This window comes from Kribbella flavida DSM 17836, assembly GCF_000024345.1.
GTDB lineage: Bacteria > Actinomycetota > Actinomycetes > Propionibacteriales > Kribbellaceae > Kribbella > Kribbella flavida.
This window is the reverse complement of sequence record NC_013729.1, coordinates 6,010,376-6,036,823: the sequence shown is the minus strand read 5'-3', so window position 1 is coordinate 6,036,823 and position 26,448 is coordinate 6,010,376. Positions and strand designations below refer to the sequence as shown.

The window sequence follows — 26,448 nt, the reverse complement described above, 5'->3', positions numbered from 1 at the left end:
CGGCAGACTTCGTGCATGGGCTGGTACACGAACGTCATCCGGTTGTTAGGGCACCAGCGCTGGTTCGCTACCGTGGGTCGCCGCCTCGTGCCGGTCGATCGCTGGCTGCAACAACGGACCCGCGGACGCGTCAACATCCTCGGCCGCATCGCGCTGCCGACGTTGCTGCTGACCACGACCGGCCGCAAGTCCGGACACCCCCGGACGGTGCCGCTGATCTACGCGCCCGACGGGGACTCCTTCGTCGTCACCGCGTCCAACTGGGGGCAGGAGAACCACCCTGCCTGGTCCAGCAACCTGTTGGCCCGTGCCGACGCCGTGGTGGCGCTGCCGGGCGGACGCGAGATCCCGGTCCACGCCACTCTGGCCGAAGGCGCGGAGCGGGACCGGGTCTGGCCGCTGGTGACGAAGATGTGGCCGGCGTACGACACGTACGTCGTACGCAGCGGCCGGGCAGTCCGAGTGTTCGTGCTGACGCCTAATCGAGCTCCCTCATCAGGTCGACCAGGGCCCGGGTGAGCAGCACGCGGTTCTCGAAGTACTCGACGTCGGCGTCGGTGGTGACCTGGTTGAGCCGCTCCAGCGGGAGCGCGGTGAACGCCGCCCGGGCCAGCAGCGAGCCCAAGTACCCGTAGCGGACCTGCTCCTCCGGCACCTGCATCCCTTCAGCGGCCAACCCCTCCCGGAACGCCTTGAGGATCACCTCGTGCACAGCGGGCAGGGCGCTGGGCGGCAGCTCGCCGGCGTGAGCCAGCCCGACGAGCAACTGCCCCAGGTCGAAGCCGACGGCTTGCGGGCAGTCGAAGCCCCAGTCGATCACCACGAACTCGTCCGGGGCGTCTCGTGGCACCAGCAGGTTCTGCGGGCTGGCGTCCCCGTGCTGATAGCACTGCGGCAGCGCGTCGAGCGCATCCAGTACTGCGGGCAGCCGCTCCGCCAGCTCGAGCAGCTCGTCCTTCAGCCCGTGGTCGCCGGTGTTGCAGACGGCCGCCGCGAGCAGCGGATGCCGCCAGGTCCGCTGATCGGCCAGCAGCGGCAGGGCTGTGCTGAGCACGCGGCCTTCGGTGTAGTACCGCAGCCCGACGCCGGACTCGTCAGTCCCGTCGCGCGGGATCAGCGGGTCCACCAGATGCGGCTGCCGCCGCGCGGACAGCCGACCGAGCAGGAACGCAGCCCGGCCGAAGCGCTCGAGCGGCCAGACCCCCGGTTCCTGCTCGACGTACTCCATCCACAGTGTCGCCCGGTCGTCGGCGTACTCGTCGATCCGGTACGCCGTGGCCAGTCGCAGCCCGTCGGGCAGCAACTCTGCCAGGCCGCTGCGGTGCACGGCGATCTCCAGCTGCCAGGGCAGCTTCCGGATGAACTCCGCACGGTAGTGCTCCGGAACCAGGTGGATCAACGGCCAGTGCCGCGGCGACTGGAGCTTCTTCACGAAGCAGGCCCAGTCCGTCGTCGAGCCGTCGGACAGCTGAGCGGTTCCGAGCACGCGCAGCAGTGCCGCGGTACTGGGCGTGCCGATCTCGTACGGGAACTGCTCGACCCGGACGGTCAGCGGGACGGCGTCCGGATCGCCCGTGACGGTCGGGACCAGCTCGGTCAGGACGGCGCCGTGCAGAGCGTCCGGGCCGAGCGGGTCGAGTGCGGTCGTGGTCATGGTGCCCCCCCGGGTGGTGCGACTGGTACCCACCCAGACTGCGCCCGGATCTTCAGCTTGTCTTCAGATCGGGGGCGGGAGGCTGTCCGGGGGTCAGCCGACGCGGTAGGTGGCGATGCTGACCGCGATGTAGTGGCAGATGAACGCGGCCACCGTGAACGCGTGGAAGATCTCGTGGAAGCCGAACCACTGCGGCGACGGGTTCGGCCGCTTGGTGCCGTAGACGACCGCGCCGATCGAGTACAGGCCGCCGCCGATCGCGAGCAGGGTGACCACCGAGGCGCCGCCGAGCTGGTAGAAGTCGCCCATCCAGAAGATCGCCACCCAGCCCAGCGCCAGGTAGATCGGCGTGTAGAGCCAGCGCGGTGCGCCGACCCAGAAGATCCGGAACAGGATGCCGAGCAGCGCGCCGCCCCAGACCATGCTGAGCAGCAGGACCCGTTCGCTGCCGTGCAGCAGCACCATGCCCAGCGGGGTGTAGGTGCCGGCGATCAGCAGGAAGATGTTGCTGTGGTCGAGCCGGCGCAGGATCGCCTCGCCGGTCGGGCCCCAGTAGAACCGGTGGTAGAGCGCCGAGATGCCGAACAGCAGCATCGCGCCCAGCGTGTAGACGGCCGCGGCCCAGCGTGCGCTCGAGCTCGGGGCCAGGCAGATCAGCACGATGCCCGCCGCGGTGGCGAGCGGGAAGGTGCCGGCGTGCAGCCAGCCGCGCAGCTTCGGCTTGAGCGGACGGAGGGCGTCGGAGAGGGTGTGACCGTGCTCGTGGTCGTGCTCCTGGCCGTGCCCGTGCCCGTGTCCGTGGTTGTCGGCCTGGTTGTCGCGGCCGTGCTCCAGCGGATCGCCGGGCATGCCGTTGCTGGTCGCGCTGCTGGCCGTCATCGCCATCCTCTCGGCGTCGGGAACCGCTACCTACGCAACCGTAACCTACGGCTCCGTAGGTCAAACCGTTCCTCAGGATGAAATGTAAGCCACATCCCTGGCACCGCCGACCCCGGGCGGAGTGTTCCGGGTGCACCGGCAACAGCCCAGCCTGAAGGGTCTGATGCGGTCCGGGGGCGGAAAGTTCGATCTCCGCCGGCCACTCTCCGAGGCGGCAAATCTCGGCTAGCCTCGGTGAGGCACGCCTGCACCCGCCCAGCAGACGGCCCCGGTCGAGGACTCGAGGAGAACACCTGCCCATGCGGACACCCGGCAAGCAGCGCCTGCGCAGTGCGGTGTACGGACTGTACGAGCGCCGGCTGGCGCGATCCCTGTCGCCGGACCGGATGCCGCGGCACATCGGCGTCATCATCGACGGCAACCGGCGCTGGGCCCGGGCCGCCGGTGACCCGGTCTCGCGCGGGCACGAGGCGGGCGCGAGCAAGATCGCGGAGTTCCTGGACTGGTGCGACGAGGTCGGTGTCAAGGTGGTCACCGTCTGGATGCTGTCCACGGACAACCTGACCCGTCCGGCCGACGAGCTGGAGCCGCTGCTGCGCATCATCGAGCAGACCGTCGAGGAGCTCGCCTCGGTCGGCGGCCGGCGGATCCACCCGGTCGGCGCGCTCGACCTGTTGCCCGCCGCCACCGCCGAGGTGCTGAAGAGCGCGGAGACCGCGACCCAGCACGTCGACGGCCTGCTGGTCAACGTCGCGGTCGGCTACGGCGGCCGGCGCGAACTGGCCGACGCCGTCCGCTCCCTGCTGCTCGAGGAGGCAGCGAAGGGCATCTCCATCGAGGAGCTGGCCGAGCGCGTCGACGTCGAGCACATCGCCGAACACCTCTACACCAAGGGCCAGCCGGATCCCGACCTGGTCATCCGCACCTCCGGGGAGCAGCGGCTGGGCGGCTTCCTGCTCTGGCAGAGCGCGCTCAGCGAGTTCTACTTCTGCGAGGCGCTCTGGCCCGACTTCCGGCACGTCGACTTCCTCCGGGCCATCCGCTCCTACGCCCAGCGGGAGCGCCGCTTCGGCACCTGAACGACCGGCCGATCCGACGGTGGGGTCGGCCGTGCGGCCTCGGCCAGCAGATCCCGCGCGGTTTCACCTCGGTGGCAGCGCGCGCACGTGCCGCGGCGACGCAGGTAGTAGGCGTACGTCGCGGCCCCGAGCGCGGCGCCCCAGACGATCCAGAGCACGCCGGGCATGGCCAGACCCCACTCCGAGCTCAGGTTGCCGCCCGGCAGGCGCAGGTTCATCAGCCCGGCCGGGATCAGCACAACCGCCACCACCGCCGCCGGCACGATCGCCCGCGAGGGCGGCACCCGGCGACCGGCGCGCCACCACAGCCAGCGCGGGTAGACCTCGCCCCACCGCTGCACCAGCCCGTGCGTCAGGATGCTGCCGCCGACCGCGAGCAGCGCCATCCCGAGTCCCATCTCCAGCATCCCCGGCGTGTCGACCATCTCCTGGTGGAACTGCTCGGTGATACCCAGCGGCCACCCGAAGTACCAGGCCACCCGGGTGAACTCGTACGGCACGTTCGACACGACCGCGACCAGCACCGCCCGTCGCCCCCACCGCAACGCCGCCTCCGGCGTGGTCCACGCCGCCGGTACGCCGTCACCGCGGCCGCAGAACACGCAGGCCTGCCGGGCTCGCCGGTGGTACGCGACCGCCGTGGCGGCCCAGAGCAGTCCGCCGAAGAAGACCAGCAGCAGGTTGACGCGGTGCCAGTACAGGATGTCCTCGATGCCGCCCTGCGCGCCGGGAACCCCGGTGAAGGTGAACACCACCAGCGCAGGGGACAGGGCCACCATCGCCAACGGTGTGTAGTCGGGAATCACCAGCGCGAGCAGCACCGCCATTCCCGCCGCGTAGCCCTGCAAGAACCACCCGCGGGGCCGTCGTACCGTCATCAGCACCGCCACCACCGCCCCGGTGAAGCCGAGTGCCGCCATCACCGGCGCCACCACCTCGACCGGAGCCCCCTCCAGCACCGACGCCGTGGCCCGGTCGTCCACCACCCGGGCGAAGGGATACCCGTCCCCGCCGAGCGCCCAGAACACGCCCAGTACGCCGTACGCGAGCGACCAGAGGGCGGCCGCACACCCTGTCCACACCGGCCAGTTCTTCCGCATGGTCACAGCCTTTCCCGTCCGCCCTGGGCAGCGGATCCCCCGCTCGGGCGAACGGGTTCCCCCGCAGGGGCGAGCGGAGGGTCCCCCGTCGGAGGGAAGCGCGTCACGAGCCGTTAACCCCGTGGCCGGGCGTGTCGGGCTGCGCGGTTACCAGCAGCGACCTACGCTCCTAAGTGACGGTCGGAGGGGAAGCCGGCTGTCCGGGAGGCCCGATCAGATGAGTATCTCGTCCCAGCCGGTTGCCCCATGAGGGGCAGAACGGAGTGCCCGAGACCCCCGGTCTCGGTCTCACTGGTTTCCGGTGGCGCTCGTGCGGCGCGCCGGAGGGGGTCTGCACCAGACCCCTGGGCATCCAGCTCCCGGTCCATCACCTAACACTGGTGGGCCGGGCGTGGTGCACGCTGCGGCCCGAGAGGACGTGCGACATGGCTGCCACTCACGCCAAGGCGTCAAGCACCTCATCCGTACCGGCCCAGCGCACCTACGTGCTGGACACCTCCGTGCTGCTCAGCGACCCGCATGCGATGGAGCGGTTCGACGAGCACGAGGTGATCGTTCCGGTGGTCGTCGTCACCGAACTGGAGGCCAAACGGCATCACCCCGAGCTCGGCTACTTCGCCCGCACCGCGCTGCGTCTGCTGGACGAGCTCCGGATCCTGCACGGACGCCTGGACGCGCCCCTGCCCGTGGGAGACAACGGCGGAACGCTCCGGGTCGAGCTGAACCACACCGACCCCGAAAGCCTTCCCGCCGGGTTCCGGCTCGGCGACAACGACAGCCGCATCCTCGCGGTGGCCTGCAACTTCCAGGCCGAGGGGCGCGACGTCACGCTGGTCTCCAAGGATCTGCCGATGCGGGTCAAGGCGTCCGCCTGCGGCCTGGTCGCCGAGGAGTACCGCGCGGAGCTGGCGCTGGAATCCGGCTACACCGGGATGAGCGAGCTGGAGGTCGAGACCGCCGACGTCGACTCGCTGTACGAGGACGGCGTCCTGGAGCTCCGGCAGGCCGGCGAGTTCCCGACCCACACCGGGCTCGTGCTGCTGTCGGACCGGGGCAGCGCGCTCGGCCGGGTGATGCCCGACAAGCGGATCCGGCTGGTCCGCGGCGACCGGGAGGCGTTCGGCATTCGCGGCCGGTCCGCGGAGCAGCGGGTGGCGCTCGACCTGCTGCTGGACCCCGACGTCGGCATCGTCTCGCTGGGCGGCCGGGCCGGCACCGGCAAGTCGGCGCTGGCGCTGTGCGCCGGGCTGGAGGCGGTGATGGAGCGCCGCCAGCACAAGAAGGTGGTGGTGTTCCGGCCACTGTTCGCGGTCGGCGGCCAGGAGCTCGGCTACCTGCCCGGTTCGGAGTCGGAGAAGATGCAGCCCTGGGCGCAGGCCGTGTTCGACACGCTCGGCGCGCTGACCAGCAGCGACGTGATCGACGAGGTGGTGGACCGCGGCATGCTCGAGGTGCTGCCCCTGACCCACATCCGCGGCCGGTCGCTGCACGACGCGTTCGTGATCGTCGACGAGGCCCAGTCGCTGGAGCGCAACGTGCTGCTCACGGTGCTGTCCCGGGTCGGCGCGAACTCCCGGGTCGTGCTCACCCACGACGTGGCGCAGCGGGACAACCTGCGGGTCGGCCGGCACGACGGCGTGGTCGCGGTGGTCGAGAAGCTGAAGGGACATCCGCTGTTCGCGCACGTCACGCTGACCCGGTCGGAGCGTTCGCCGATCGCGGCGCTGGTCACCGAGATGCTGGAGGACGTGCAGCTCTGAAGCGACACGCGCGGCCGGGCACTGTAAAGCCCGGTTAAAAATTCCGCGGTACCCGGTGCGGCCACAGCTCATGTGGCCGCACCGTGTGTTGTGACCTGCTTGTGATCACGGTCTGTTTGGTCCAGAGTATGTTTCTGTTGCAGCCGACGGGGGTCGGGTTTCTCGGAAGGACAGATGAAAGCGAAGCGCTCCGTCGCGGTCCTCGCGGTCTGTGGGATCGCCGTCGTCTCGGTCGTCGCAGGGATCGACCTCTTCACCGCCCCGGGCAGCACAGCCGCTTCCGACCCGGTCTCCGGCCGGGCCGAGCTGGCGGTGCTGAACAGTGAGAAGGCGCGCCAGGTGAAGTCCCCGTCGCCGAAGCCGCTGACCGCCGAGGAGCAGGCCGTCGAGGTGGTCCGGCTCCGCAACCAGATCGAGGCCGTCGAGACCGCGCGCAAGGCCCTGCAGGACCGGGCCGCGCTGCGCCGCAAGGCCAAGAACGCCGCGCTGGCCCGCTACCAGGCGCTGCAGAAGACCAACGAGAACTCCCGCAAGGAGCGCGCCACCCGCGACGCCGCGCGCAAGGAGCTCGAGGGCACCCCGAAGGAGATCGCCTTCAACCTGCTGGACAACCACGGCTGGGGCGAGAGCCAGTTCTCCTGCCTGGACAAGCTGTGGACCAAGGAGTCCCGCTGGAAGGTCACCGCGGACAACCCGACCTCCAGCGCGTACGGCATTCCGCAGGCCCTGCCCGGCAACCGGATGGCGGCGTACGGCTCGGACTGGCGCACCAACCCGGTCACCCAGATCAAGTGGGGCCTCGACTACATCGAGGACGCCCACGGCTCCCCCTGCGAAGCCTGGGCCCACTCCAAACGCAAAAACTGGTACTGACCGCCCCACCCCGCCCCGCCCACCCGCGCCGGCTCCCCCCTTTCTGTTTGAGGGGATAACCCGCCAAGTTGTGGGTTCTCCGACCGCAGGCGGGCCCCTGAACCCACAACCTGCTGGGTTATCCCTCGAAATTGCCGGGGGTTGGCGCCGGGGGTCTCGGCGGCGCCTTGTGCGGCTGGGGCAGGATGTGCGGGTGAGCGAGGTGGCGCGGGCGGTCAGTGAGCGGGGCGAGCTGGTGCTGCGGCGCCGGGAGGTCGACGGGGCGCTGGAGCTGCGGGCCAACGGGGTGTTCGTGATGGACGATCGTGAGACGTCCAGCGAGGAACTGCTCGCGAATGCTGCCCTGTCAGGGAATCCGGACCGGGTGCTGGTCGGCGGACTCGGGCTCGGGTACACCGTGCGGGCGCTGCTGGCCGACGTACGGGTGGGTGAAGTGGTGGTCGCCGAGATCGAGCCGGCGCTGGTGCAGTGGATGCGGGACGGACTGCTGCCGTCGGTGCTCGACGACCCGCGGGTGACGGTTGCCGTCGGCGACGTCCGTGAGGTGGTCACCGGACAGGCCGACGCGTCGTACGACGGGATCCTGCTCGACGTCGACAACGGCCCGGACTTCCTGGTGTACGACGCGAACTCGGTCATCTACCGGACCGGGTTCCTCCAGGTCTGCCGGGACAAGCTGCGCGCGGGCGGGGTGCTGACCGTGTGGTCCTCGTCCGCCTCGCCGGAGCTGGAAGGGGCTATCGGCAACGTCTTCGGCGGGTGCGTGGTCTCGCCCGTCCCGGTCGAGCTGCAGGGGCGGGACGAGACCTACTACGTCTACCAGGGCACAGCTCAGTCGGGCAGCTCGTAACCGCGTGCCTCTCGTAGCCGCCGGGTCAGCCGGGCAGCTCGTAGTCGAGGGTGAGGCGCGGGCCCTGGTCGTCGTGCTCGTAAAGGACCGTGCCGGACAGGCCGGTCAAGGCCCCGGCGGACGCGACCACCTTGCCGTGGGACGCGGTCTCCTCCGCGGACGCGCCGTGCACCATCACGAAGGACCCCTCGCGGCCGTCCAGTGTCCCGGTGAACCGCTCGACCGCCGTGTACGCCGCCGGGCCGGCCGGCGTACCGACCATCAGCAGCTCGGCGGAGCTCGTGCCCACCAGCTCGCCGTCGGCGAAGGTCTTGCCGACCGTTGCGCGCCCCAGCTCGACGTCGTCGGCGTCGTCGTAGGTCGACTGGTCCCACTTGGTGATCTCGAACGGCTGGGTGAACTTCATCGGTACTCCTCGGACCTGGCTGACTGGGCGTGCGGGAACGATGTGGCGTTGTCCACAGACGTTCTACCAGGCCCGGCCGACAGGACGGATCCACGTACTCTGCAGGTATGGGTGACAACGTGGAATTCAGGATCGAGCACGACACGATGGGCGAGGTCAAGGTGCCGCGCGACGCGTTGTGGCGGGCGCAGACCCAGCGTGCGGTGGAGAACTTCCCGATCTCCGGCCGGCCGCTGGCGCCGGCGCTCGTGCACGCGCTGGCGCAGATCAAGGCGTCGGCCGCGGTGGTGAACGCCGAGCTCGGTGTGATCGACGGCCGGGTCGCCGAGGGCATCGTCGCGGCCGCGGACCGGGTGGCGGCGGGCGAGTTCGACGCCGAGTTCCCGATCGACGTGTTCCAGACCGGCTCCGGCACGTCCACCAACATGAACGTCAACGAGGTGCTCGCCACCCTGGCCACCCGCGCCCTCGAGAACGACGTGCACCCGAACGACCACGTCAACGCCAGCCAGTCCAGCAACGACACCTTCCCGTCGGCGATCCACGTCGCCGCCACCGCCGGTGTCGTGCGCGACCTGCTGCCGGCCCTGGAGCACCTGGCCGACGCGCTGTCGCGCAAGGGCACGGAGTTCGCCGAGGTGGTGAAGTCCGGCCGCACCCACCTGATGGACGCGACGCCGGTCACGCTCGGCCAGGAGTTCGACGGGTACGCCGCGCAGATCCGCCGCGGCGCTGACCGAGTGCGCGCGACGCTGCCCCGGGTCACCGAGCTGCCGCTGGGTGGGACAGCGGTCGGGACCGGCATCAACACCCCGCCCGGCTTCGCCGCCAAGGTGATCGACGAGCTGAACCGGCGGACCGGGCTCGAGCTCAGCGAGGCCGCCGACCACTTCGAGGCGCAGGGTGCTCGCGACGGTCTGGTCGAGCTGTCCGGCCAGCTGAAGACAGTTGCCGTCAGCCTGACCAAGATCTGCAACGACCTGCGCTGGATGGGGTCCGGGCCGCGGGCCGGCCTCGGCGAGATCGCGCTGCCGGACCTGCAGCCCGGCTCGAGCATCATGCCCGGCAAGGTGAATCCCGTGATCTGTGAGGCAACCCTGATGGTCGCCGCCCAGGTGATGGGCAACGACACCACGATCACCGTGGCCGGTGCCGCCGGCAACTTCGAGCTGAACGTGATGCTGCCGGTGATCGCCCGCAACCTGCTGGAGTCGATCGAGCTGCTGACCAACGCGTCCCGGCTGCTCGCCGACCGCTGCGTCGACGGCATCACCGCGAACGTCGAGCACGCGCGGGCGCTGGCCGAGTCGTCGCCGTCGATCGTCACCCCGCTGAACCGTTACATCGGCTACGAGAACGCCGCCGCGGTCGCCAAGAGCGCGCTCAAGCAGGGCAAGACGATTCGTGAGGTCGTGCTGGAGAACGGTCACGTCGAGAAGGGCGACCTGACCGAGCAGCAGCTCGACGCCGCCCTCGACGTGCTGTCGATGACCAGACCGGCCACGCCGTGACGGCCGCCGCCGTACCGGATCCCGAGGCGGCCGGGGATCCGGAGCCCGCCGGGGATCGGAAGGTCGCCGGGGATCGAGAGTCCGTCGGCGGTCGGGAGCGTGCCGGGAATCGGGAGCTCGCCGCGGATCGGGTGCGGGCCGCGAACCCGGCGCCGGTGGCCGGTTCGGGAGCGGCGGAGTTCTGGGCGCCGGGCACGACGATCGAGTGGGTCTACGAAGGCACCGGGCGGCACCGTGACCTGCCGAACGTCCGCCCGATGACCGTGGTCCAGCACGACGCCGACGCGCTGGTCGCTTGGCTCGCTCCCGGTACGCCGCTGATCAAACCGGTGCTCGCCGACGGGCGGGAGATGCGGCACGCGGGTCCGGTCGGCATGTTCACCGAGCGCCGCGTGCTCAAGCTCGACATCTGGCGCGGCACCGGCATCCTCAAGGTGTCACCCGCGGGCAAGCCCTGGTCCGTGTGGCACTTCTGGGACGAGGACGGCACCTTCCGCGGCTGGTACGTGAACCTGGAGGCCGAGCACCGCCGCGACCCGGCCGCTCGCCGAACGAGCACCGTCGACTACGTGCTGGACCTGTGGATCACCCCGGACCGCGTGATCGAGTGGAAGGACGAGGACGAGCTGGAAGGCGCCGTCGCGGCCGGCCGCTTCACCCCGGCCGAGGCCGCCCGCATCACCGCCGACGGCCATGCCGCCGTTCGCGAGATCGAGTCCTGGGCGACCCCCTTCGCCGAGGACTGGCCCAGCTGGACGGCCCCGCCGACCTGGCGCGTGCCCGATGCGCCCACCGGCTTCAAGGTCACGCACATCGCGGAGGAGTTGCTCAGCTGATCGCGGAGGATCGGATCGCAGTGCGTCCGGTACGGGGTGTCAGCGGTGGATCGTGTAGCGGTGGAGGTATCGGCCAGAGGCGCGGTTGCTCTTGATGACCTCCTGCGTGGTGCGAACCTTGCGCGGCCCCGACCAGGTCTGGTTCGGCTTGTGAAAGGTCCACCCCGGTCCCAAGGTCACCGCCGCGTGCTGAACCGCGTGCTCGGAATCGCGCCACACCAGCACCGTCCCCGGAACGGCGTCGTCCCCGCCGCGCGTCGTGTGCTCCTGCAGCCACTGCTCGAACGGCTCTCGTTGCATCCACTGCTCGGCGGCGCCCTCCACCCCTGCCGCAGCCATCACTGTGCCGAAGCAGTTCGGCCCGCTGCCGTTCGCGAACGTGCCGGCCAACTCGCGCACCCTGGGTAGAAGCGGAGCAGCCGCGTTCCACACCTCCGCTGGTACGGCGCGGTGCCGGCTGGGGCCGTACTGCTGACTCAGCAGGCGGGAGAGAACCACCGCGGCCGAATCCCGCAGTACGGACTTCCACCACACGAACCGATGACCGTCGGCCTGCTGCGCGATTGCAGGTCCCAGCTCATCCCGCCACGCACGGACAGTCGGTACGGCGGATCGCTCGTGCGTCACTTGAGCTCGCACCAGCTCGGCGCGGGTTTCCCGCGGCAGGCCGAAGAACGCCGCCTCGTCCAGCCAGACCGACTTCAGTCCTTTGTCCACCCAGAATCTGCGGTACGTGTCCCGCAGATTCTGGTCGGGCTCGGTCGGATCGAGCGGCAGTCCCCACTGCTTCGCCTGGTCGGCCGTCACGAAGAACAGTTGCCGGTCCGGTGCGAGCCAGCCGACCCAGGAAGCCAGCAAGTCCGGGGAGATCTCGATGTCGAGAACGCGCATCACATCTCCCTCGTCGGGTGCAGGCCTCGGTTCGAGCCGTCCGGACCGTTGTAATCGCCGCGACAAACCCGGTCAATCGATTAACCCGGCTCCGGGGGCGCGGTCATGATCGGCGGATAGCCGGTGGTGTCGCGGGATCGCCGTGGTGAGGTGCGGCCATGGTGAGTCCTCCTTCACCGCCGCCGGCCTGGAGATGGAGGAGAAGCATGCCATCGGCACCGAGTGGCGCCTCGACGTTTACCACCACGTCGAAGCCAACTTGCACTGGGCGCTCTACCAGTTCCTCGGCAACCTCTGCCTGACGGTCTACATCCTCCGCCCTCGCGTCAGCACGTCGTAACCTCAGCTGATGCCCACGAACACCGTCCACCGAGCTCTGTTCCTGACCGGCGGCGACGGCGCCGGCAAGACAACGCTGGGCCAGGAGCTCGGCCGTATCCTCACCGGGGCCGGCCATCCCACTGCAGTCATCGACCTGGACGCCATCTCCCAGTTCGGCCCCGCGCCGGCAGATCGCGCCGCCGCGGGCGAACCGAGCTTCCACGACCTGCTGCGAGTCCGCAACGTCGCGGCCTTGTGGACGACCTACCGAGCCGCAGGAGCGCAGTACGTCGTCCTGTCCGGCGCCGTCGACAAGCCACCTCTGCACGCGCTGTACCAGCAGAGCCTGTCCGGCTGCGAGCTGCAGTTGGTCCGCGTGACGACGCCTCCCGACCTGATCGACCAACGCAACCGTTACGTCCGCCCTGGGTGGAATCTCCAGCACAGGCTGGCAACCCACGCCAACCTGCCGTCCAACCGGTGCGGCTCAGATCTGGTTCGTGCCGCCGTCAACATAGAGGTTCGCGCCGACGACGTAGCTGCTCTGGTCCGAGGCGAGGAAGGCCACGACCGCGGCGGCCTCCTCGGGCCGACCCATGCGGCCCTTGGCCACGGTCGCGGCGACATTCTCCTTGACCGCCCGAGCGGTCTCCTCGTCGCCGAAAGCGGCGGTGCCCCCGGGAGTCTCGATCCAGGCCGGCGAGACCACGTTGACCCGGATGCCGCGGTCCTTGAGCTCGTTGGACCAGGTCCGCGCGAAGGACCGGACGGCCGCCTTCGACGCCGCGTACGCGCCGAACGCCTCGACCCCACGGTCGCCGGCCGTCGAACCGACCAGCACGATCGAGGCTCCGTCGTTGAGCAGCGGCAACGCCTTCTGCACGGTGAACAGCGTGCCGCGGACGTTGACCGCGAAGGTCTGGTCGAAGTGCTGCTCGGTCGTCTGCTCCAGCGTCACGAACGCACCGACCGCCGCGTTCGCCACCAGCACGTCCAGTCCCCGGTCTCGCGCCCGGACCGCCTCGTAGAGCCGGTCGAGGTCGGCCGGCTTGGCGATGTCACCGGTCACGCCCGTCGCCCGGTCCGTCCCGATGGTCTTGACGGCCGCCTCCAGCTCGGCCTCGCGCCGCCCGGTGACGAACACGTAAGCGCCCTCGTCCGCGAGCCGTACGGCGGTGGCCAGACCGATCCCGCTGCTTCCTCCGGTGACCACCGCCGTCTTGCCATCCAGCTGTCCCATGTGGGTCTCTCCATCACTGTCTCGATGCCGATCCGTTCACCATCGATCCTGCTGGGACAGCGCAGTACGATCCATGATGCAGAGTCCGCGGTTCTTTACGTATCGTCCAGGAGGAATTCTTGGTGCTCGGATTTCGGGATCCAGTGGCCGACGCGATCGGGTTGCTCCGGCCCCGCACCGTGGTCGGGCCCAGTCTCCGGGCCGTGGGTGAGTGGGCGTTGCGCTTCGACACGTTCTTGCACGTGCGGATCGGCGGCATCGTGCGCGGCACGTGCTGGCTGATTCTCGACGGGCACGAGCCGGTGCTGCTGCAGGAGGGCGACACCTTTCTGCTGGGCAACCCGCCGCCGTACGTCCTGGCCAGCACGCTCGACGCGAGGCCGCGCCCCGCGGAGCCGGTGTGGGCGACTGCCGAGGACGGGTTCGTGCGGATCGGCCCGGAGTCCGAGCAGGACCTTTACCTCTGCGTCGGGCACATCGCGTTCGACGACCGGAACGCGGGCCTGCTGACCGATCTCCTGCCGCCGCTCGTGATCGTCCGCGGGGCCGATCCTCAGGGCGCGCGGCTCGGGCAGCTGATCGATCTCCTGGCCACCGAGGTCGGGATCGCCGCCGCCGGCGGCCCGCTGGTGCAGAACCACCTCGCACAGATCCTGCTGGTGCACATGCTGCGTGCTCACGCCGGTCAGACGGACCGGCCCACCGGCTGGCTGGGTGCGTTGAACGAGGACGGCATAGGTGCCGCCCTGCGTGCCCTGCACGCGGACGTGGCGCACTCCTGGACCCTCAAGGAGCTCGCCGAGATCAGCCACATGTCGCGGTCCGCGTTCGCCCAGGCCTTCAAGAGCCACGTCGGGGTGCCGCCGCTGGAGTACCTGATCCAGTGGCGGATGAGCCTCGCGCGCGATGCCCTGGCCCGCGACACCCTGTCGATCTCCGAGCTCGCACGGGCCACGGGCTACCTGTCCGAGAGCGCGTTCAGTACCGCGTTCCGCCGCGTGGTCGGCTCATCGCCCGCACAGTTCCGGAACCAGGCACGACAGCCATTCCGGAACTTGGCACGGCAGCCGGCGCTCGGTGGCGAACCGGAGCTGGAGGAAACGTCCCGCGTGCCGGCGGGCGCAGGGCGCGGCTGAACGTCACGACCCGCGGCTCCTGCCGGCGTCACTGCTCGAGGGAAGCAGGGGCTCGACTGCAACCCTCGCGAACGCTCGGTCCGCCGAGATCGGACTCAGCTGCGGGGACGTACCGTCAGCGGGACCGGTTTGCGGGTGTCGGTGAAGAAGTCGTTGCCCTTGTCGTCGACGACCACGAAGGCGGGGAAGTCCTCGACCTCGATCTTCCAGACCGCTTCCATGCCCAGTTCGGCGTACTCGATCACCTCGACGGACTTGATGCAGTCCTGCGCCAACCGTGCCGCCGGGCCGCCGATCGAGCCGAGGTAGAAGCCGCCGTGCTTGCGGCACGCCTCGGTGACCTTGGCGGAGCGGTTGCCCTTGGCAAGCATCACGAACGAGCCGCCGGCCGCCTGGAACTGGTCGACGTACGCGTCCATCCGGCCGGCCGTGGTCGGGCCGAACGAGCCGGACGCGTAGCCCTCGGGGGTCTTCGCCGGGCCGGCGTAGTAGACGGCGTGGTCGCGCAGGTAGCCGGGCATCGGCTCGCCGGCGTCGAGGCGTTCCTTGATCTTGGCGTGCGCGATGTCGCGGGCGACGACGAGCGGGCCGCTGAGCGAGAGCCGGGTCTTCACCGGCAGCTTCGACAGTTCGGCGCGGATCTCGCTCATCGGCTGGTTCAGGTCGATCCGGACGACGTCCGCGTCGTCGTTCAGCTGCTCGTCGGTGGTGTCGGGCAGGAACCGCGCCGGATCCCGCTCGAGCTGCTCGAGAAAGACGCCCGCGGGGGTGATCTTGGCCCGCGCCTGCCGGTCGGCCGAGCAGGAGACGGCGATCGCGACCGGGCAGGAGGCGCCGTGCCGCGGCAGCCGGATCACCCGGACGTCGTGGCAGAAGTACTTGCCGCCGAACTGCGCGCCGATCCCGAAGTCCTGGGTCAGCTGGAAGACCTTCTCTTCCAGCTCCACGTCGCGGAACCCGTGCCCCAGCGGCGATCCCGTCGTCGGCAGCGCGTCCAGGTAGTGCGCGGAGGCGTACTTCGCGGTCTTGAGCGCGTACTCCGCCGACGTCCCGCCGACGACGATCGCCAGGTGGTACGGCGGGCAGGCGGCGGTGCCGAGCGAGCGGATCTTCTCGTCCAGGAACTTCATCATCCCGGCCGGGTTGAGCACCGCCTTCGTCTCCTGGAACAGGAACGACTTGTTCGCCGAGCCACCACCCTTGGCCATGAACAGGAACTTGTACGCCGGGTCCGTGGTGCCCGGGGTGGAGTACAGCTCGATCTGCGCCGGCAGGTTCGTACCGGTGTTCTTCTCGTCCCACATCGTCAGCGGGGCCATCTGCGAGTAGCGCAGGTTCAGCTTGGTGTAGGCGTCGTGGACTCCGCGGCTGATCCACTCCTCGTCGACCGCGCCGGTCAGCACGCCCTCGGACTTCTTGCCCATCACGATCGCCGTACCGGTGTCCTGGCACATCGGCAGGATGCCGCCGGCGGAGATGTTCGCGTTCTTCAGCAGGTCGAGCGCGACGAACCGGTCGTTGCCGGACGCCTCCGGGTCGTCGATGATCCGGCGCAGCTGGGCCAGGTGGGCCGAGCGGAGGTAGTGCGAGATGTCGTGCATCGCCTCGGCGGTCAGCGCCCGCAGCACCGACGGCTCGACCTGCAGGAAGGTCCGGCCGCCGGCGGTGAACGTGCTGACTCCCTCGGTGGTGAGGAGCCGGTACTCCGTGTCGTCCTGCCCGAGCGGGAGCAGGTCGGAGTAGGTGAAGTCAGCGGACACCGGGCGTACCTCCAGGCAGGGTGGTCTGAGATTCGCGCCTAGCCTAAAGCCGCCCGGCCCGATCCGCAGGAGCGGGTCGGACCGGGCGGTCGCTCAGTCGGCGTCAGGATTGCGCCGGAAGCGGTCGTTCAGCCGGCGCCGGTTCTGCCGGGCTCAGTACCAGCCGGTGCTGGCCAGGGCCCACGAGCCGTGCACGTTCCGGCAGACCAGCGCGGCCTGAGCGAGACGGCCGTTCAGGTTGTTGGCGATCCGGGTGTAGGCGTAGTTGATGCCGGGGTCGACGGACTCGCTCATCGATCCGTCCGCCCGGCGGTCGCCGTTGGAGTCGCGGTGGATCATCGCCACGCAGCTCTGCGGTGCGTTGCTGATCCGGGCGTAGGCGCCGCAGGCGTTGGAGTAGTAGAACTCCAGCTTGACCTGGCGGCCCTCCCAGTTGGCGTACTGGACGGCTCCACCGGGAACGTCCCAGGGAAGGAAAAAGGTGCCGGAGCAGCCGGCCACCGTCGGGTAGGAGTTCTCGTACGGGTAAGCGCCGAAATTGCCGGAGGACGACGGTGCCGCCTGGGCGGCGATCGGCTGGCTCACCATGGCCGCGACTGCCGTGAGGATGGCGGCGAGTACGGTCATCGTTCGTTTCACAGGTGATCCCCCTCGGGTTGATTGGGACAGCCATGATCGCCCGGACCGGGGTCATCCACTCGCCTCGCCAGGGACAGGCGCGGTGCGGTCGGGGGAGGAGCGCTTCGGCAGCGGTTACCGTCCGCGCCACGAAGCGCTGCGGTGCAAGGGAAGACGCCGTCGGCTCACCCCGCGGCGGACCGGAGCGCCGGACGGACCTCGAGCCCCAACGACAACCGCTGCCATGCCCGCGAGTAGTCCGTGCCGGCGCGAAGCCGGTACGCCAGGGCGACAATGGTCAGCTGGCCGGCCACGAAAAGCACGACGCCGATCGTGGCCTGCACCCCTGCACCGCCGGTCAGCTGGTTGACCAGCGTCCACACCACGCCGATCAGCATCGCCGCGAACGCGGCGAGGTAGACAACCGCGAGCACGCGACCCTGGCTTCCGTCGGGCCATCTCATGGTCGCCAGTATGCGGCAGTCACGCGGTCGCGGGGTCAGGGCGGGCTCAGGGTTGAATCCGGGGCGTAACTCATCGGCGGACGGCGCGCTGCGCGCGTAGGATTTTGCTGTGGCTCAGGACGAGGGACCTCAGGACCGCCCGCAGGACGTGCCGGCGACGGCGCAGCCGACCGGGGACGAGCTGGCGCTGCGCAGGCGGGTGTCCGACCTGGAGCGGGAGGATGTCGCCGAGATCCTGCGTGAGGCGGCGGGCGAGGGACGGCTGAACTACGCCGAGCTGGAGGAGCGGCTGGAGTCCGTCTACGCCGCCAAGACGTACGGCGAGCTGGCCGAGCTCACCACCGACCTGCCGAACGGGCTGCCCGTCCCGGGCCAGCAGACGGCCGGCCCGCAGTACGCCGGGCAGCCGGTCCCGCAGTACGGGGCGGGCATGGTCACGACGGCTCCGACGATCAACGCGTTCCTGTCCGAGGCCAAGCGCACCGGCAACTGGCTGGCGCCGCAGCGGCAGGAGATCAACGCGGTGCTCGGCGACGTCACGCTGGACTACACCGAGGCGCAGCTGCCGTACGACGTGATCTACCTCGAGGTGAAGTCGATTCTCGCCGACGTGAAGATCCGCGTCCCGCAGAACGCGATCGTGCACCTGGACAGCAACCCGATTCTCGGTGCGGTGACCGAGCAGGAAGCCGGTCTCGGCGGCGTCGTCGAGCCGAGCACCGCCCCACCGAAGACCTTCCACATCCGCGGCACCGCGATCCTCGGCGAGATCAAGATCAAACGCGGCCCCCGCCTGAGCAAGCGCCTGCGCCTGACCTGAGCAGCCGCCGGCAGCTGATCTGAGCACCCGCCGGCAGCTGAACCGGGCAGCCGCCGTCGACCCTGCAGACGCCGCCGACGAAACCCGGACGCCAACCACTCACCAACCAGCCGAATCGGCCGCCGGGACCGATCGCCGAGCGGGGACTGGGCGATAGACCGGCGGTTGGTGAGTGCTGGCGGTTCGCGCGTCAGGCGTTCCAGGGAGACGGGTGCTCGGCCGCAGTCGGCGGGTCGGCACCGTGCCGGGTGCAGGTGATCGCCGCCGCCTTCACCGCGTAGTCGAGGACCTCCCGCAGCGCCTCTTCGTCGAGCCCCTGCAACCGCGTCTCGCCGAGCAACCCGCGGGCATTCAATCCGGCGAGCAACGCCGACATGAACGAGTCGCCGGCCCCGACCGTGTCGACCACCTCGATCGCGGGCGCGGTCACCTCGACCTGGCCGGTCCGGGTGATGCCGATCGCGCCCTCGCCGCCGCGGGTGATCACCACGCACCGCGTCCGGTCCGCGGTGAGCAGCTCCGCCGCGACCTCGGGCAGCGACGACCCGGGCCGGAGGAACTCGCAGTCCTCGTCGCTCAGCTTCACCAGGTCCGACAGTCCGGCCAGCGCCCGTACGGCGGACCAGGTGCTCTCGGCGTCGGGCGTGATCGTCGGGCGCGCGTTCGGGTCGAGCGTGACCGTGACCGGGCGATCGGCCAGCCCGGCCAGGAAGTCGCGGATCGCCGCGGCGCCCGGTTCCAGCACGGTCGCGATCGACCCGGTGTGCACCGCCGGGCAACCCCGGTTCAGGGTCAGCTTCGGCGGCTCCCAGCTGATGTCGAACTCGTACGTCGCCACGCCGGCCGCGTCGAGCGTCGCGGTCGCCGTGCTGGTCCGGAAACCGGGGTCCACCGAGCCGGGAGCCAGCTGGACGCCGTTGCCGAACAGGTGCGCGCCGAGCTGGTCGCCGTACGCGTCGGTGCCGAACCGGGTCACCAGCTCGGTCGGTACGCCGAGCCGGGCCAGCCCGACCGCGACGTTGGCCGGCGAACCTCCGGGCGTCGCCTTCGCGCCGTTCTTCGACCTGCCGTGGCCGACGATGTCCACCAGCGCCTCGCCGACGACTAGCAGGGGCGCGGTCATGACCCCGCCACCGGCGTCGCCGGCCCGGCCCACAGCACCCTCATCGGGCGTGGTCGAAGTCGATGGTCGAGTACGCGCGCAGCTTCTCGAGCTGGTGCACGCTCTCGATGCTGCGGATCGTGCCGCTGCGCGACCGCATCACCAGCGAGTGGGTGCGCGCGGTCGAGCCGCCGTACCGGACGCCGCGCAGCAGCTCGCCGTCGGTGATGCCGGTGGCGACGAAGAAGCAGTCGTCACCGCCGACCAGGTCGTCGGTGGTGAGCACCCGGTCGAGGTCGTGGCCGGCGTCCACCGCGCGCTGCCGCTCGTCGTCGTCGCGGGGCCAGAGCCGGCCCTGGATCAGGCCGCCGAGGCACTTCATCGCGCAGGCGGCGATGATGCCCTCCGGAGTGCCGCCGATGCCGACCAGCATGTCCAGACCGGTGTCCGGCCGGGCCGCCTCGACCGCGCCGGCGACGTCGCCGTCGCTGATGAACTTGATCCGCGCACCGGTGGCCCGGATCTGCGCGGCGATCTCCTCGTGCCGCGGCCGGTCGAGCAGCACCACGGTGACGTCGTCGACGCTGGAGCCCTTCGCCTTGGCCACCCGGCGGATGTTCTCCGCGACCGGCAACCGGATGTCGACCACGTCGGCGGCCTCCGGACCGACCACCAGCTTCTCCATGTAGAACACGGCGGAAGGGTCGTACATCGTGTTGCGCGGCGAGACCGCCATCACCGCGATGCCGTTGGCCATGCCCTTGGCGACCAGCGTGGTGCCGTCCACCGGGTCGACCGCGACGTCGCACTCCGGGCCGTCGCCGGCGCCGACCCGCTCGCCGTTGTAGAGCATCGGGGCGTTGTCCTTCTCGCCCTCGCCGATCACCACCACGCCGTTCATCCCGACGGTGCCGATCAGCGTGCGCATCGCGTTCACCGCGGCGCCGTCCGCCCCGTTCTTGTCGCCGCGGCCGACCCAGCGGCCGGCGGCCATCGCGGCCGCCTCGGTGACCCGGACCAGTTCCAGAGCCAGGTTCCGGTCGGGCGCGTGCTCGTCGACCTCGAGATGGGCGGGGGGTGTGGTGGGGTCGCTCATGGCACGGATCGTAGCCAACGGCCGACGGGGGTGATCGAGCGATGTCGGGGCCGGGAGACACTGGAGCCATGAGCCCGACTGGTCAGGAGCCGACGCAGCCCGACACCGCCCCCGAGGAGAACGCTTCCCCGCCGGCGGACGCGGCGCAGCGGCGTACGCCGCTGGACCCGGCGGCGCAGGAACGGGCGCGAGCCCGGGCCGAGGCGATCGCCTACCGCGCCCAGGACCGGGTGAACCGGGCCAAGGCCCGCACGCTGACCAACATGTTCTGGGCGATGCTGGTCACGCTGCTGGTGGTCGCGTTCCTGATGCTGGTCACCTGGCGGCCGAAGGAGGAGAAGGTGCGCGCGGTCGAGTACACCGCGCAGCTGGCGGACGCCAAGAAGGTCGCCCCCTGGATCCTCGGCCCGTCGCCGCTGCCGCCGGGCTGGACCGCGACGAACGTGGAGTTCCGGGCGCCGCAGCAGAGCCCGATCACCTGGCACCTCGGCACCGTCACCGACCAGCGCAAGTACGTCGGGCTGGAGCAGTCCAACGTGACCACCCGCGGGTTCCAGAACGACGAGCTCGGCAAGACCGAGGACGACGGCACCTCGACCGTCGGCGGCGTCGTCTGGCAGCGGCGTACGCTGCTCGAGCGGGAGGGTGAGCACGCCCTGGTCCGGGTCGGTTCCGGCATCACCACGATCGTGGTCGGCGACGCCGGATACCCTGCCCTTGAAACGTTTGCTGCAACCCTGCGCTGATCACGCCCGGCCGGTCGAGCGCGATTTCCCTTGCAGGGTTGCCGTTGTGCACGGTTGACAGCGCAGCGTCTTCGCGGTTCGATCGAGAATCGGCGTCGGCGAAGGAGCCTGGTGTGACTCGCACGGTCCAGGTCAGGAGCTGATCCCGCGTGTTCGTCACCGGGCTGGTGCTCGCCGCCGAAGGGTCGCCGCGGCTCGGCGTCCCGCGCCAGTTGCTCGCGTACCGGGGTGAGACCCTGCTCGGCGCCACGCTCGACACTGCCCGGGACTGCGGCTTCGACCAGCTGGTGGTGACGCTGGGCGCCGCCGCTGACCAGGTCCGGGACCGGGTCGCCCTGGACGGCGTACGCGTGGTCGAGTCGCCGCACGCCGACACCGGCAGCTCCTCGATCGTGCCGGCGCTGGACGCCGTCGACCGGCGGACCGACGGGCTCGTCGTACTGCGGGACGACCAGCCCGGGATCACCTCGGCCGCGGTCTGGTCCCTGGTCGCCGAGTCCGCCGCCTCGATCGGCGTCACCCGGTACGACGACGGCCGCGGTTACCCGTGCTGGTTCCGGCGGGAGACGTTCGGCTCGTTGCGAACGCTGCGCAGCGACCAGGACCTGTGGACACTGATCGAGTCCGGCCGTCACCCCGTCACCGACGTAGATGCCATCGGCAACCGTCCGCCCATGATCGGCACCTGGGACGACTACCAGCACCTCCTCGGCCACTACGCCGCCGGCCCCGCCAACCCCCTGGTCCCACCCGCCGCCATCCCCACCCGCTACCGCCGCGCCCGCAGCTCCGGCTGAGCTCCGCGATCAGCTGACGGTGTCCGTCGCCTCGGGATCGAGCGTGGCCCGAAGTTCGTTTAGCCAGTCCGTGCCGAGCTGCCGCCCGTTCGGGAGTTGGTCGCCTCGGTCCCAGCGCCACGCGACGATCATCGCCAGGACAAGGATCCGGCACTGCCGCAGCAACTCCGGGTCGGCTCCCGGGTAGCGCTCGCTGACCTCTTCCGGCGCATGGGCCAGATCGAACTCGACCGGCCCGCGGCAGCAGGTCTCGAGGTCGATGAACAGTGGCCCGTGCTGCGTGGCGATCAGGTTGCCCGGGTGCGGCTCGCCGTGCAGCAGCTGCTCGGCCGGCTGGCGCTCGGCGATTGCCTGGGTGCTCCGTCGTAGCGCCGCGCTGAGAAGCTCGCGGTCCGCCTCGGCCAGCTCCGGCGTGGACTCCCGGTGGGCCAGGAGTTGCTGGGCGCCGGCGACTCGATCCGTGAAGTGCGGAGTCGGCACGTCGAACCTGCGCATGCCGGCGTGCAGCCGCTCGATCGCCGTGGCGTAATCAGCGGGTGCGACCTCAGGCGTGATGGGTTCGTAGTAGGTCCACAGCGTGACCACAAAACCGTCACGCTGATAGGCCCGCGGTTCCACCCGAGGGTCCAGAGCGGCCACCGGGCTTCCGGTTTCGCCGAGGCGTCGAGCCAGCTCGAGCTCGAACTCCGCGACCTGCTCGGCCGCCGGTGCCACCCGGGCCAGCACGTCGCACGGCAGCAGCCGCAGCGTGAGCTTGTTCGAGTTGTTGAGCACGATCGCGTCGTCGGCCGGCAGACCGGCTGACGACGCGATCGCGAGGGCCGCGGCCACCGCGCGCTGGACCTGGGGTGCCTGCATCGCCTTGCCTCTCGGTGGAAGCCGCCGAATCCCTGCCAGCGGTAGGAGTTCGGCACGATACAAGGGCCGATGGTCGTAGCGCGGCTCAATTAGTGGGCGCTGGACAGGTGCAGGCCGAGCACGCCGGCGATGATCAACGTGATGCAGGCCAGTCGGGTGAAGGTCAGCGGCTCGCCGAAGAGCACGATGCCGAGGGTGACGACACCGACCGAACCGATCCCGGTCCACACGGCGTACGCCGTACCCACCGGCAGCCGGTCGAGGGTCTTGGCCAGCAGCAGGACCGAGGTGACGCCGAAGGCGAGCACCCCCACGGAGGGCCAGAACCGGCTGAACCCCTCGCTCGGTTTCAGGCTCAGGGCGAACGCGATCTCGAAGGCGGCGGCGGCCAGCAGGATGATCCAGGCCATCAGGCGGCAAGCGCTCCGCGCAGGTGCCGGGTCGTCACCGTCGCGACCCGGGCGCCCAGGGCCGCCGCGGTGCGCAGATCGGTCTCCGGCGGCGCCTTCTCCGCGGACAGGTCCGAGTCGGACTGCGCCATCGCACCCAGCCAGCTGCCCAGCCGGTTGAGGTCCTCGATGCTCGCCGTCGACTTCGACCAGCCCGGGTAGGCGTCCAGGCCGACCCAGATCATGCCGTGCTGCGCGGCGAGCACGGCGAAGTCCACCAGGCTGTTCAGCTTGTCGCCGGACATCGCCTTGGAGTTGGTGAACCCGGCGGCGATCTTGTCCCGCCAGCCGAGGTCGTCGGCCCACACCGCGGCGCTGGCCTCGGCGAACGCCTTGAAGACCGCGCTCGGGCTGCCCATGTAGGTCGGGGCGCCGAAGACGATCGCGTCCGCTGCGGCCAGCCGGTCCCACAGTTCGTCGGTCAGTTCGTCCAGTGGCAGCAGCTCGGCGACGGCTCCGGGTACGGCGGACGCGCCCGCCGCGACGGCCTCGGCCTGGCGCGCGGTGTGGCCGTAACCGGAGTGGTAGGCGACGGCGATGCGGGCGGGGCGAGTACTCATGGTGCTTCCTCCAGTCGGCTTAGCGGACTACAGTCCGTCTTATGAACGACCGTACCGGACCACGGTCCGCTTCGCAACGGGCGTTGCCCCTGCTGGGAGAGCCGCGGCCGGAGCGCGCCGACGCGCGCCGGAACCGCCTGAAGGTGCTGGAGGCCGCGGACCGCCTCTTCGCCGAGCACGGCGTGAAGAACGTGTCGCTCGACGCGATCGCCGCTGCCGCCGGAGTCGGCAAGGGCACGGTCTTCCGCCGCTTCGGTGACCGAGCCGGCCTGGCGGTCGCCCTGCTGGACGAACGCGAGCGCGAACTGCAGGCCAAGCTGCTGTCCGGGCCGCCGCCGCTGGGCCCCGGCGCGCCGCCCGCCGAACGGGTCGCCGCGTTTCTCGACGCCTACCTGGACCTGCTCGACCGCCACGTCGAGCTCTTCATGGACAGCGAGAACGCCTCGGACGGCGCCCGCTACCGCATCGGCTCGTACCACCTGTGGCACCGCCACCTGGCGCTGCTGATCGAGCAGGCCCGTCCCGATCTCGACGCCGAGTACGCCGCCCACTTCATCCTCGCCCCGCTGGCCGCCGACCTCCACAACGCCTTGCGCACCGAGGGTTTCCCGCTGGCCCGCCTCCGCGCCGGGCTGCGCCGGGCCGCGACGGACCTGCTCGCCTCACCGTGAGGTGAAGGCAGACTCACCCACCGAATCAGGAGTGACCATGACCGATCCCCAACCGACGCCCGCCGACCAGCCCGCGACCAACAGCCTGGACGAGCTCGAGGTCATCACGTTCTTCGTCGAGGACGTTGCGGCCTGCAAGGATTTCTACACCGGCGTCCTCGGCCTCGACGTCGTCTACGAGGATGCCGACTCCGCCGTACTCAAGCTCCGCAACCTGATGATCAACCTGCTCACGGTCGACAACGCGCCTGCCGTGATCCAGCCCGCTGCTGTCGGTACGCCGACCTGTGGTGCGCGTGCGCTCCACACCATCAGAGTCGACGACGTGGACGCGGCAGCCGCCGAGCTGCGGGGTCACGGCATCGCGCTGCTCAACGGCCCGATGGACCGGCCCTGGGGCAGGCGTACCGCGGCGTTCGCCGACCCGGCGGGCAACCTCTGGGAGATCGCCCAGCTCATCGACTGAACAACCCGTGGATCAGCCGCGCACGGCGCACGCCACGGTGCGACGCACCTCGGCTCAGCCGGGCTTCTTCTCGTCGGAGCTGTGGGCTGCCTGGGCCTCGGCGAGGCGGCGGCGGGCGCCGTCGAGCCACTGCTGGCAGGTGGCGGCGAGCTCCTCGCCGCGTTCCCAGAGGGCGAGCGACTCTTCGAGGGTGGTGCCGCCCGCCTCCAGCTTGCGGACCACGTCGACCAGCTCCTCGCGGGCCTGCTCGTAGGAGATCTCCGGTCGGGGGTCGCTCACTTGCTCTCCTTCGAGGTCACTTCCACGTCGAACCGGCCGTCGCTCACCCGCGCGTGCAGGAGGTCGCCGGCCGACACCTGGTCCAGCTCGCGGACCGCGGTGCCGTCGGCGAGCTGGAGCACGGAGTACCCGCGCTCGAGCGTCGCCTTGGGGGACAGGGCACGCACACTCGCCAGCCGGTGCGCGAGGTCGTCGCCGGCTCGGTCGAGCCGGTGGGTCAGGGTCCGCCGGTTGCGGTCCACCAGGGCGGCGATCTCGTCCGAGCGCCGTTGCAGGTCGGTCGCGGGCGCGGCCAGTGCGGGACGGCTGCGAATCGCCGCCAGCGCGTGCGCCTCGCGGTCCAGCCAACTGGTGATCGCGCGCAGCCCCCGGTCCCGCAGCAGCCGTACGCCGTCGAGCTCCTCACGCACGTCGGGCACGATCCGCTTCGCCGCGTCGGTCGGGGTCGAGGCGCGCAGGTCGGCGACCAGGTCGAGCAGCGGGGAGTCCGGCTCGTGCCCGATCGCGCTGACCACCGGCGTCCGGGCCTGGGAGACGGCGCGCAGCAGGCCCTCGTCGGAGAACGGCAGCAGGTCCTCCAGCGAGCCGCCGCCGCGGGCGATCACGATCACCTCGACCGAGTCGTCGCCGTCCAGCTTGCGCAGCGCGGTCATCACCTCGCCGGCCGCGGCCGGGCCCTGCACCGAGGCGTACTCGATCCGGAACGCGACGGCCGGCCAGCGGCGCTTCGCGTTCTCCAGCACGTCGCGTTCGGCGGCCGAGTCGCGGCCGCAGATCAGGCCGATCGTGTGCGGCAGGAACGGCAGCCGCTTCTTGCGGTGCGCCGCGAACAGGCCTTCGGCGCCGAGCAGCTGCTTCAGCCGCTCGATCCGGGCCAGCAGCTCGCCGATGCCGACGTGCCGGATCTCGGTGACCGCGAGGGCGAGGGTGCCGCGGCGGGCGAAGAAGTTGGGTTTCGCGTTCACCACCACGCGGGAGCCGTCGGTGACCGGCGGGTCGACCGCCTCGAACACCCGGCGGTTGCAGGTGAACCGCAGTGAGATGTCGGCGTCGGTGTCGCGCAACGTGCCGAACACGGTCGTCGTACCGCGCCCGATCGACACGTCCGTCAGCTGCCCTTCGACCCAGACGGCGCCGAGCTGGTTGATCCAGCCGGCGATCCCGTTCGCGATCGTCCGCACGGCGGCCGGGGCGTCCGGCGAGGTCTCCAATGCCACCCCCAGACC

The 26,448-nt window shown here is 70.5% G+C and carries 30 protein-coding genes; 14 read left to right on the top strand and 16 right to left on the bottom strand.

Annotation, left to right across the window (positions count from 1 at the left end):
• Positions 1-15 precede the first annotated feature (15 nt).
• A complete protein-coding gene (locus KFLA_RS27810) occupies positions 16-519 on the top strand; it encodes a nitroreductase/quinone reductase family protein (RefSeq protein ID WP_012923167.1) in 504 nt (167 codons plus the stop codon).
• Here KFLA_RS27810 and KFLA_RS27805 read toward each other — a convergent pair.
• The gene (locus tag KFLA_RS27805; protein WP_012923166.1) at positions 479-1,654 is read right to left on the bottom strand and encodes a phosphotransferase; all 1,176 of its coding nucleotides are present in this window, start codon (positions 1,652-1,654) and stop codon (positions 479-481) included. The two genes, KFLA_RS27810 and KFLA_RS27805, sit on opposite strands and share 41 nt — an antisense overlap.
• A 93-nt stretch (positions 1,655-1,747) precedes the next feature.
• Positions 1,748-2,533, bottom strand: coding sequence for a PAQR family membrane homeostasis protein TrhA (gene trhA / locus KFLA_RS27800; RefSeq protein ID WP_012923165.1), 786 nt, complete (start codon positions 2,531-2,533; stop codon positions 1,748-1,750).
• 299 nt (positions 2,534-2,832) lie between these two features.
• Between trhA and KFLA_RS27795 the strand changes: the two genes are divergently transcribed.
• Complete coding sequence (locus KFLA_RS27795) at positions 2,833-3,612, top strand: isoprenyl transferase (protein WP_012923164.1); 780 nt, start codon at positions 2,833-2,835, stop codon at positions 3,610-3,612.
• Here the strand turns inward: KFLA_RS27795 and KFLA_RS37995 are convergent.
• Positions 3,579-4,712, bottom strand: a complete 1,134-nt coding sequence (locus KFLA_RS37995) for an NYN domain-containing protein (protein ID WP_012923163.1) — start codon at positions 4,710-4,712, stop codon at positions 3,579-3,581. The genes KFLA_RS27795 and KFLA_RS37995 overlap by 34 nt on opposite strands.
• 425 nt (positions 4,713-5,137) lie before the next feature.
• Between KFLA_RS37995 and KFLA_RS27785 the strand changes: the two genes are divergently transcribed.
• From KFLA_RS27785 to KFLA_RS27775, 3 genes are all read left to right on the top strand, one after another.
• Positions 5,138-6,472 (top strand): PhoH family protein, encoded by a 1,335-nt coding sequence (locus KFLA_RS27785; protein WP_012923162.1) that lies wholly within the window; start codon positions 5,138-5,140, stop codon positions 6,470-6,472.
• Positions 6,473-6,646: 174 nt separating this feature from the next.
• Positions 6,647-7,345: an aggregation-promoting factor C-terminal-like domain-containing protein gene (locus KFLA_RS27780; protein ID WP_012923161.1), complete on the top strand. Its 699-nt coding sequence runs from the start codon at positions 6,647-6,649 to the stop codon at positions 7,343-7,345.
• A 193-nt stretch (positions 7,346-7,538) separates the two neighbouring features.
• On the top strand, positions 7,539-8,195 hold the full coding sequence (locus KFLA_RS27775; RefSeq protein ID WP_012923160.1) for a spermidine synthase: 657 nt from the start codon (positions 7,539-7,541) through the stop codon (positions 8,193-8,195).
• Between the two features lie 25 nt (positions 8,196-8,220).
• Here the strand turns inward: KFLA_RS27775 and KFLA_RS27770 are convergent, their stop codons facing one another.
• Complete coding sequence (locus KFLA_RS27770; RefSeq protein ID WP_012923159.1) at positions 8,221-8,601, bottom strand: DUF3224 domain-containing protein; 381 nt, start codon at positions 8,599-8,601, stop codon at positions 8,221-8,223.
• Positions 8,602-8,708: 107 nt separating this feature from the next.
• On the opposite strand from KFLA_RS27770, the gene KFLA_RS27765 reads away from it, so the two are divergent.
• Together KFLA_RS27765 and KFLA_RS27760 are read left to right on the top strand one after the other, a co-directional pair.
• On the top strand, positions 8,709-10,112 hold the full coding sequence (locus KFLA_RS27765; protein ID WP_012923158.1) for a class II fumarate hydratase: 1,404 nt from the start codon (positions 8,709-8,711) through the stop codon (positions 10,110-10,112).
• A gap of 155 nt (positions 10,113-10,267) precedes the next feature.
• Complete coding sequence (locus KFLA_RS27760) at positions 10,268-10,948, top strand: ribonuclease FAU-1 family protein (protein WP_041290562.1); 681 nt, start codon at positions 10,268-10,270, stop codon at positions 10,946-10,948.
• A 39-nt stretch (positions 10,949-10,987) separates the two neighbouring features.
• Here KFLA_RS27760 and KFLA_RS27755 read toward each other — a convergent pair whose 3' ends face one another.
• The gene (locus tag KFLA_RS27755; protein ID WP_012923156.1) at positions 10,988-11,839 is read right to left on the bottom strand and encodes a hypothetical protein; all 852 of its coding nucleotides are present in this window, start codon (positions 11,837-11,839) and stop codon (positions 10,988-10,990) included.
• 145 nt (positions 11,840-11,984) lie between these two features.
• On the opposite strand from KFLA_RS27755, the gene KFLA_RS27750 reads away from it, so the two are divergent.
• Positions 11,985-12,179 (top strand): hypothetical protein, encoded by a 195-nt coding sequence (locus KFLA_RS27750; RefSeq protein WP_148256751.1) that lies wholly within the window; start codon positions 11,985-11,987, stop codon positions 12,177-12,179.
• Positions 12,180-12,647: 468 nt separating this feature from the next.
• Here KFLA_RS27750 and KFLA_RS27745 read toward each other — a convergent pair whose 3' ends face one another.
• Positions 12,648-13,400, bottom strand: coding sequence for an SDR family NAD(P)-dependent oxidoreductase (locus KFLA_RS27745; RefSeq protein ID WP_012923154.1), 753 nt, complete (start codon positions 13,398-13,400; stop codon positions 12,648-12,650).
• Positions 13,401-13,522: 122 nt separating this feature from the next.
• Here KFLA_RS27745 and KFLA_RS27740 point away from each other — a divergent pair, with 122 nt between their 5' ends.
• On the top strand, positions 13,523-14,536 hold the full coding sequence (locus KFLA_RS27740; protein WP_012923153.1) for an AraC family transcriptional regulator: 1,014 nt from the start codon (positions 13,523-13,525) through the stop codon (positions 14,534-14,536).
• Positions 14,537-14,631: 95 nt separating this feature from the next.
• On the opposite strand, the gene KFLA_RS27735 is transcribed toward KFLA_RS27740, so the two are convergent.
• From KFLA_RS27735 to KFLA_RS27725, 3 genes are all read right to left on the bottom strand, one after another.
• Positions 14,632-16,296 carry a fumarate hydratase gene (locus KFLA_RS27735; RefSeq protein ID WP_012923152.1) on the bottom strand — a complete coding sequence of 555 codons (1,665 nt, stop codon included), beginning with the start codon at positions 16,294-16,296 and terminating at the stop codon, positions 14,632-14,634.
• A gap of 153 nt (positions 16,297-16,449) precedes the next feature.
• Positions 16,450-16,935 carry a hypothetical protein gene (locus KFLA_RS27730; protein ID WP_012923151.1) on the bottom strand — a complete coding sequence of 162 codons (486 nt, stop codon included), beginning with the start codon at positions 16,933-16,935 and terminating at the stop codon, positions 16,450-16,452.
• 164 nt (positions 16,936-17,099) lie between these two features.
• Positions 17,100-17,378 (bottom strand): hypothetical protein, encoded by a 279-nt coding sequence (locus tag KFLA_RS27725; protein WP_012923150.1) that lies wholly within the window; start codon positions 17,376-17,378, stop codon positions 17,100-17,102.
• A gap of 109 nt (positions 17,379-17,487) precedes the next feature.
• Between KFLA_RS27725 and KFLA_RS27720 the strand changes: the two genes are divergently transcribed.
• Positions 17,488-18,198 (top strand): DUF1707 SHOCT-like domain-containing protein, encoded by a 711-nt coding sequence (locus tag KFLA_RS27720; RefSeq protein WP_012923149.1) that lies wholly within the window; start codon positions 17,488-17,490, stop codon positions 18,196-18,198.
• Between the two features lie 190 nt (positions 18,199-18,388).
• Here KFLA_RS27720 and KFLA_RS27715 read toward each other — a convergent pair whose 3' ends face one another.
• Entirely contained in the window at positions 18,389-19,321 is a 933-nt protein-coding gene (locus KFLA_RS27715) for a carbohydrate kinase family protein (RefSeq protein WP_041290561.1), read from the bottom strand.
• Between the two features lie 40 nt (positions 19,322-19,361).
• Entirely contained in the window at positions 19,362-20,396 is a 1,035-nt protein-coding gene (gene glpX / locus KFLA_RS27710) for a class II fructose-bisphosphatase (protein WP_012923147.1), read from the bottom strand.
• Positions 20,397-20,464: 68 nt separating this feature from the next.
• Between glpX and KFLA_RS27705 the strand changes: the two genes are divergently transcribed.
• Positions 20,465-21,142, top strand: a complete 678-nt coding sequence (locus tag KFLA_RS27705) for a DUF4245 domain-containing protein (protein WP_012923146.1) — start codon at positions 20,465-20,467, stop codon at positions 21,140-21,142.
• A 149-nt stretch (positions 21,143-21,291) separates the two neighbouring features.
• The gene (locus KFLA_RS27700) at positions 21,292-21,939 is read left to right on the top strand and encodes a nucleotidyltransferase family protein (RefSeq protein WP_012923145.1); all 648 of its coding nucleotides are present in this window, start codon (positions 21,292-21,294) and stop codon (positions 21,937-21,939) included.
• 9 nt (positions 21,940-21,948) lie between these two features.
• Here the strand turns inward: KFLA_RS27700 and KFLA_RS27695 are convergent, their stop codons facing one another.
• The 3 genes from KFLA_RS27695 to KFLA_RS27685 form a co-directional block, all read right to left on the bottom strand.
• Positions 21,949-22,797, bottom strand: a complete 849-nt coding sequence (locus KFLA_RS27695) for a phosphotransferase enzyme family protein (protein ID WP_012923144.1) — start codon at positions 22,795-22,797, stop codon at positions 21,949-21,951.
• 89 nt (positions 22,798-22,886) lie between these two features.
• Positions 22,887-23,207 (bottom strand): DMT family transporter, encoded by a 321-nt coding sequence (locus KFLA_RS27690; protein WP_012923143.1) that lies wholly within the window; start codon positions 23,205-23,207, stop codon positions 22,887-22,889.
• Positions 23,207-23,806 (bottom strand): flavodoxin family protein, encoded by a 600-nt coding sequence (locus KFLA_RS27685; protein WP_012923142.1) that lies wholly within the window; start codon positions 23,804-23,806, stop codon positions 23,207-23,209. Before KFLA_RS27685 ends, KFLA_RS27690 begins: the two co-directional genes overlap by 1 nt.
• A gap of 41 nt (positions 23,807-23,847) precedes the next feature.
• On the opposite strand from KFLA_RS27685, the gene KFLA_RS27680 reads away from it, so the two are divergent.
• Positions 23,848-24,477 (top strand): TetR/AcrR family transcriptional regulator, encoded by a 630-nt coding sequence (locus KFLA_RS27680; protein WP_012923141.1) that lies wholly within the window; start codon positions 23,848-23,850, stop codon positions 24,475-24,477.
• Between the two features lie 37 nt (positions 24,478-24,514).
• Positions 24,515-24,943 (top strand): VOC family protein, encoded by a 429-nt coding sequence (locus tag KFLA_RS27675; protein ID WP_012923140.1) that lies wholly within the window; start codon positions 24,515-24,517, stop codon positions 24,941-24,943.
• A gap of 54 nt (positions 24,944-24,997) precedes the next feature.
• Here KFLA_RS27675 and KFLA_RS27670 read toward each other — a convergent pair whose 3' ends face one another.
• Both KFLA_RS27670 and xseA read right to left on the bottom strand, forming a co-directional pair.
• On the bottom strand, positions 24,998-25,222 hold the full coding sequence (locus KFLA_RS27670) for an exodeoxyribonuclease VII small subunit (protein WP_012923139.1): 225 nt from the start codon (positions 25,220-25,222) through the stop codon (positions 24,998-25,000).
• Positions 25,219-26,439: an exodeoxyribonuclease VII large subunit gene (xseA, locus tag KFLA_RS27665; protein WP_012923138.1), complete on the bottom strand. Its 1,221-nt coding sequence runs from the start codon at positions 26,437-26,439 to the stop codon at positions 25,219-25,221. Before xseA ends, KFLA_RS27670 begins: the two co-directional genes overlap by 4 nt.
• Between the last annotated feature and the right edge of the window lie 9 nt (positions 26,440-26,448).

Excerpts from the sequence above, each read along its gene's own strand:
- KFLA_RS27770 (WP_012923159.1), bottom strand. The coding sequence starts at position 8,601 with ATGAAGTTCACCCAGCCGTTCGAGATCACCAAGTGGGACCAGTCGACC.
- KFLA_RS27695 (WP_012923144.1), bottom strand. The coding sequence starts at position 22,797 with ATGCAGGCACCCCAGGTCCAGCGCGCGGTGGCCGCGGCCCTCGCGATC.
- KFLA_RS27805 (WP_012923166.1), bottom strand. The coding sequence starts at position 1,654 with ATGACCACGACCGCACTCGACCCGCTCGGCCCGGACGCTCTGCACGGC.
- KFLA_RS27690 (WP_012923143.1), bottom strand. The coding sequence starts at position 23,207 with ATGGCCTGGATCATCCTGCTGGCCGCCGCCGCCTTCGAGATCGCGTTC.
- KFLA_RS27795 (WP_012923164.1), top strand. The coding sequence starts at position 2,833 with ATGCGGACACCCGGCAAGCAGCGCCTGCGCAGTGCGGTGTACGGACTG.
- KFLA_RS27675 (WP_012923140.1), top strand. The coding sequence starts at position 24,515 with ATGACCGATCCCCAACCGACGCCCGCCGACCAGCCCGCGACCAACAGC.
- KFLA_RS27780 (WP_012923161.1), top strand. The coding sequence starts at position 6,647 with ATGAAAGCGAAGCGCTCCGTCGCGGTCCTCGCGGTCTGTGGGATCGCC.
- glpX (WP_012923147.1), bottom strand. The coding sequence starts at position 20,396 with ATGAGCGACCCCACCACACCCCCCGCCCATCTCGAGGTCGACGAGCAC.
- KFLA_RS27765 (WP_012923158.1), top strand. The coding sequence starts at position 8,709 with ATGGGTGACAACGTGGAATTCAGGATCGAGCACGACACGATGGGCGAG.
- KFLA_RS27705 (WP_012923146.1), top strand. The coding sequence starts at position 20,465 with ATGAGCCCGACTGGTCAGGAGCCGACGCAGCCCGACACCGCCCCCGAG.
- trhA (WP_012923165.1), bottom strand. The coding sequence starts at position 2,533 with ATGACGGCCAGCAGCGCGACCAGCAACGGCATGCCCGGCGATCCGCTG.
- KFLA_RS27725 (WP_012923150.1), bottom strand. The coding sequence starts at position 17,378 with ATGAGATGGCCCGACGGAAGCCAGGGTCGCGTGCTCGCGGTTGTCTAC.
- KFLA_RS27755 (WP_012923156.1), bottom strand. The coding sequence starts at position 11,839 with ATGCGCGTTCTCGACATCGAGATCTCCCCGGACTTGCTGGCTTCCTGG.
- KFLA_RS27810 (WP_012923167.1), top strand. The coding sequence starts at position 16 with ATGGGCTGGTACACGAACGTCATCCGGTTGTTAGGGCACCAGCGCTGG.
- KFLA_RS27680 (WP_012923141.1), top strand. The coding sequence starts at position 23,848 with ATGAACGACCGTACCGGACCACGGTCCGCTTCGCAACGGGCGTTGCCC.
- KFLA_RS27745 (WP_012923154.1), bottom strand. The coding sequence starts at position 13,400 with ATGGGACAGCTGGATGGCAAGACGGCGGTGGTCACCGGAGGAAGCAGC.
- KFLA_RS37995 (WP_012923163.1), bottom strand. The coding sequence starts at position 4,712 with ATGCGGAAGAACTGGCCGGTGTGGACAGGGTGTGCGGCCGCCCTCTGG.
- KFLA_RS27685 (WP_012923142.1), bottom strand. The coding sequence starts at position 23,806 with ATGAGTACTCGCCCCGCCCGCATCGCCGTCGCCTACCACTCCGGTTAC.
- KFLA_RS27715 (WP_041290561.1), bottom strand. The coding sequence starts at position 19,321 with ATGACCGCGCCCCTGCTAGTCGTCGGCGAGGCGCTGGTGGACATCGTC.
- KFLA_RS27785 (WP_012923162.1), top strand. The coding sequence starts at position 5,138 with ATGGCTGCCACTCACGCCAAGGCGTCAAGCACCTCATCCGTACCGGCC.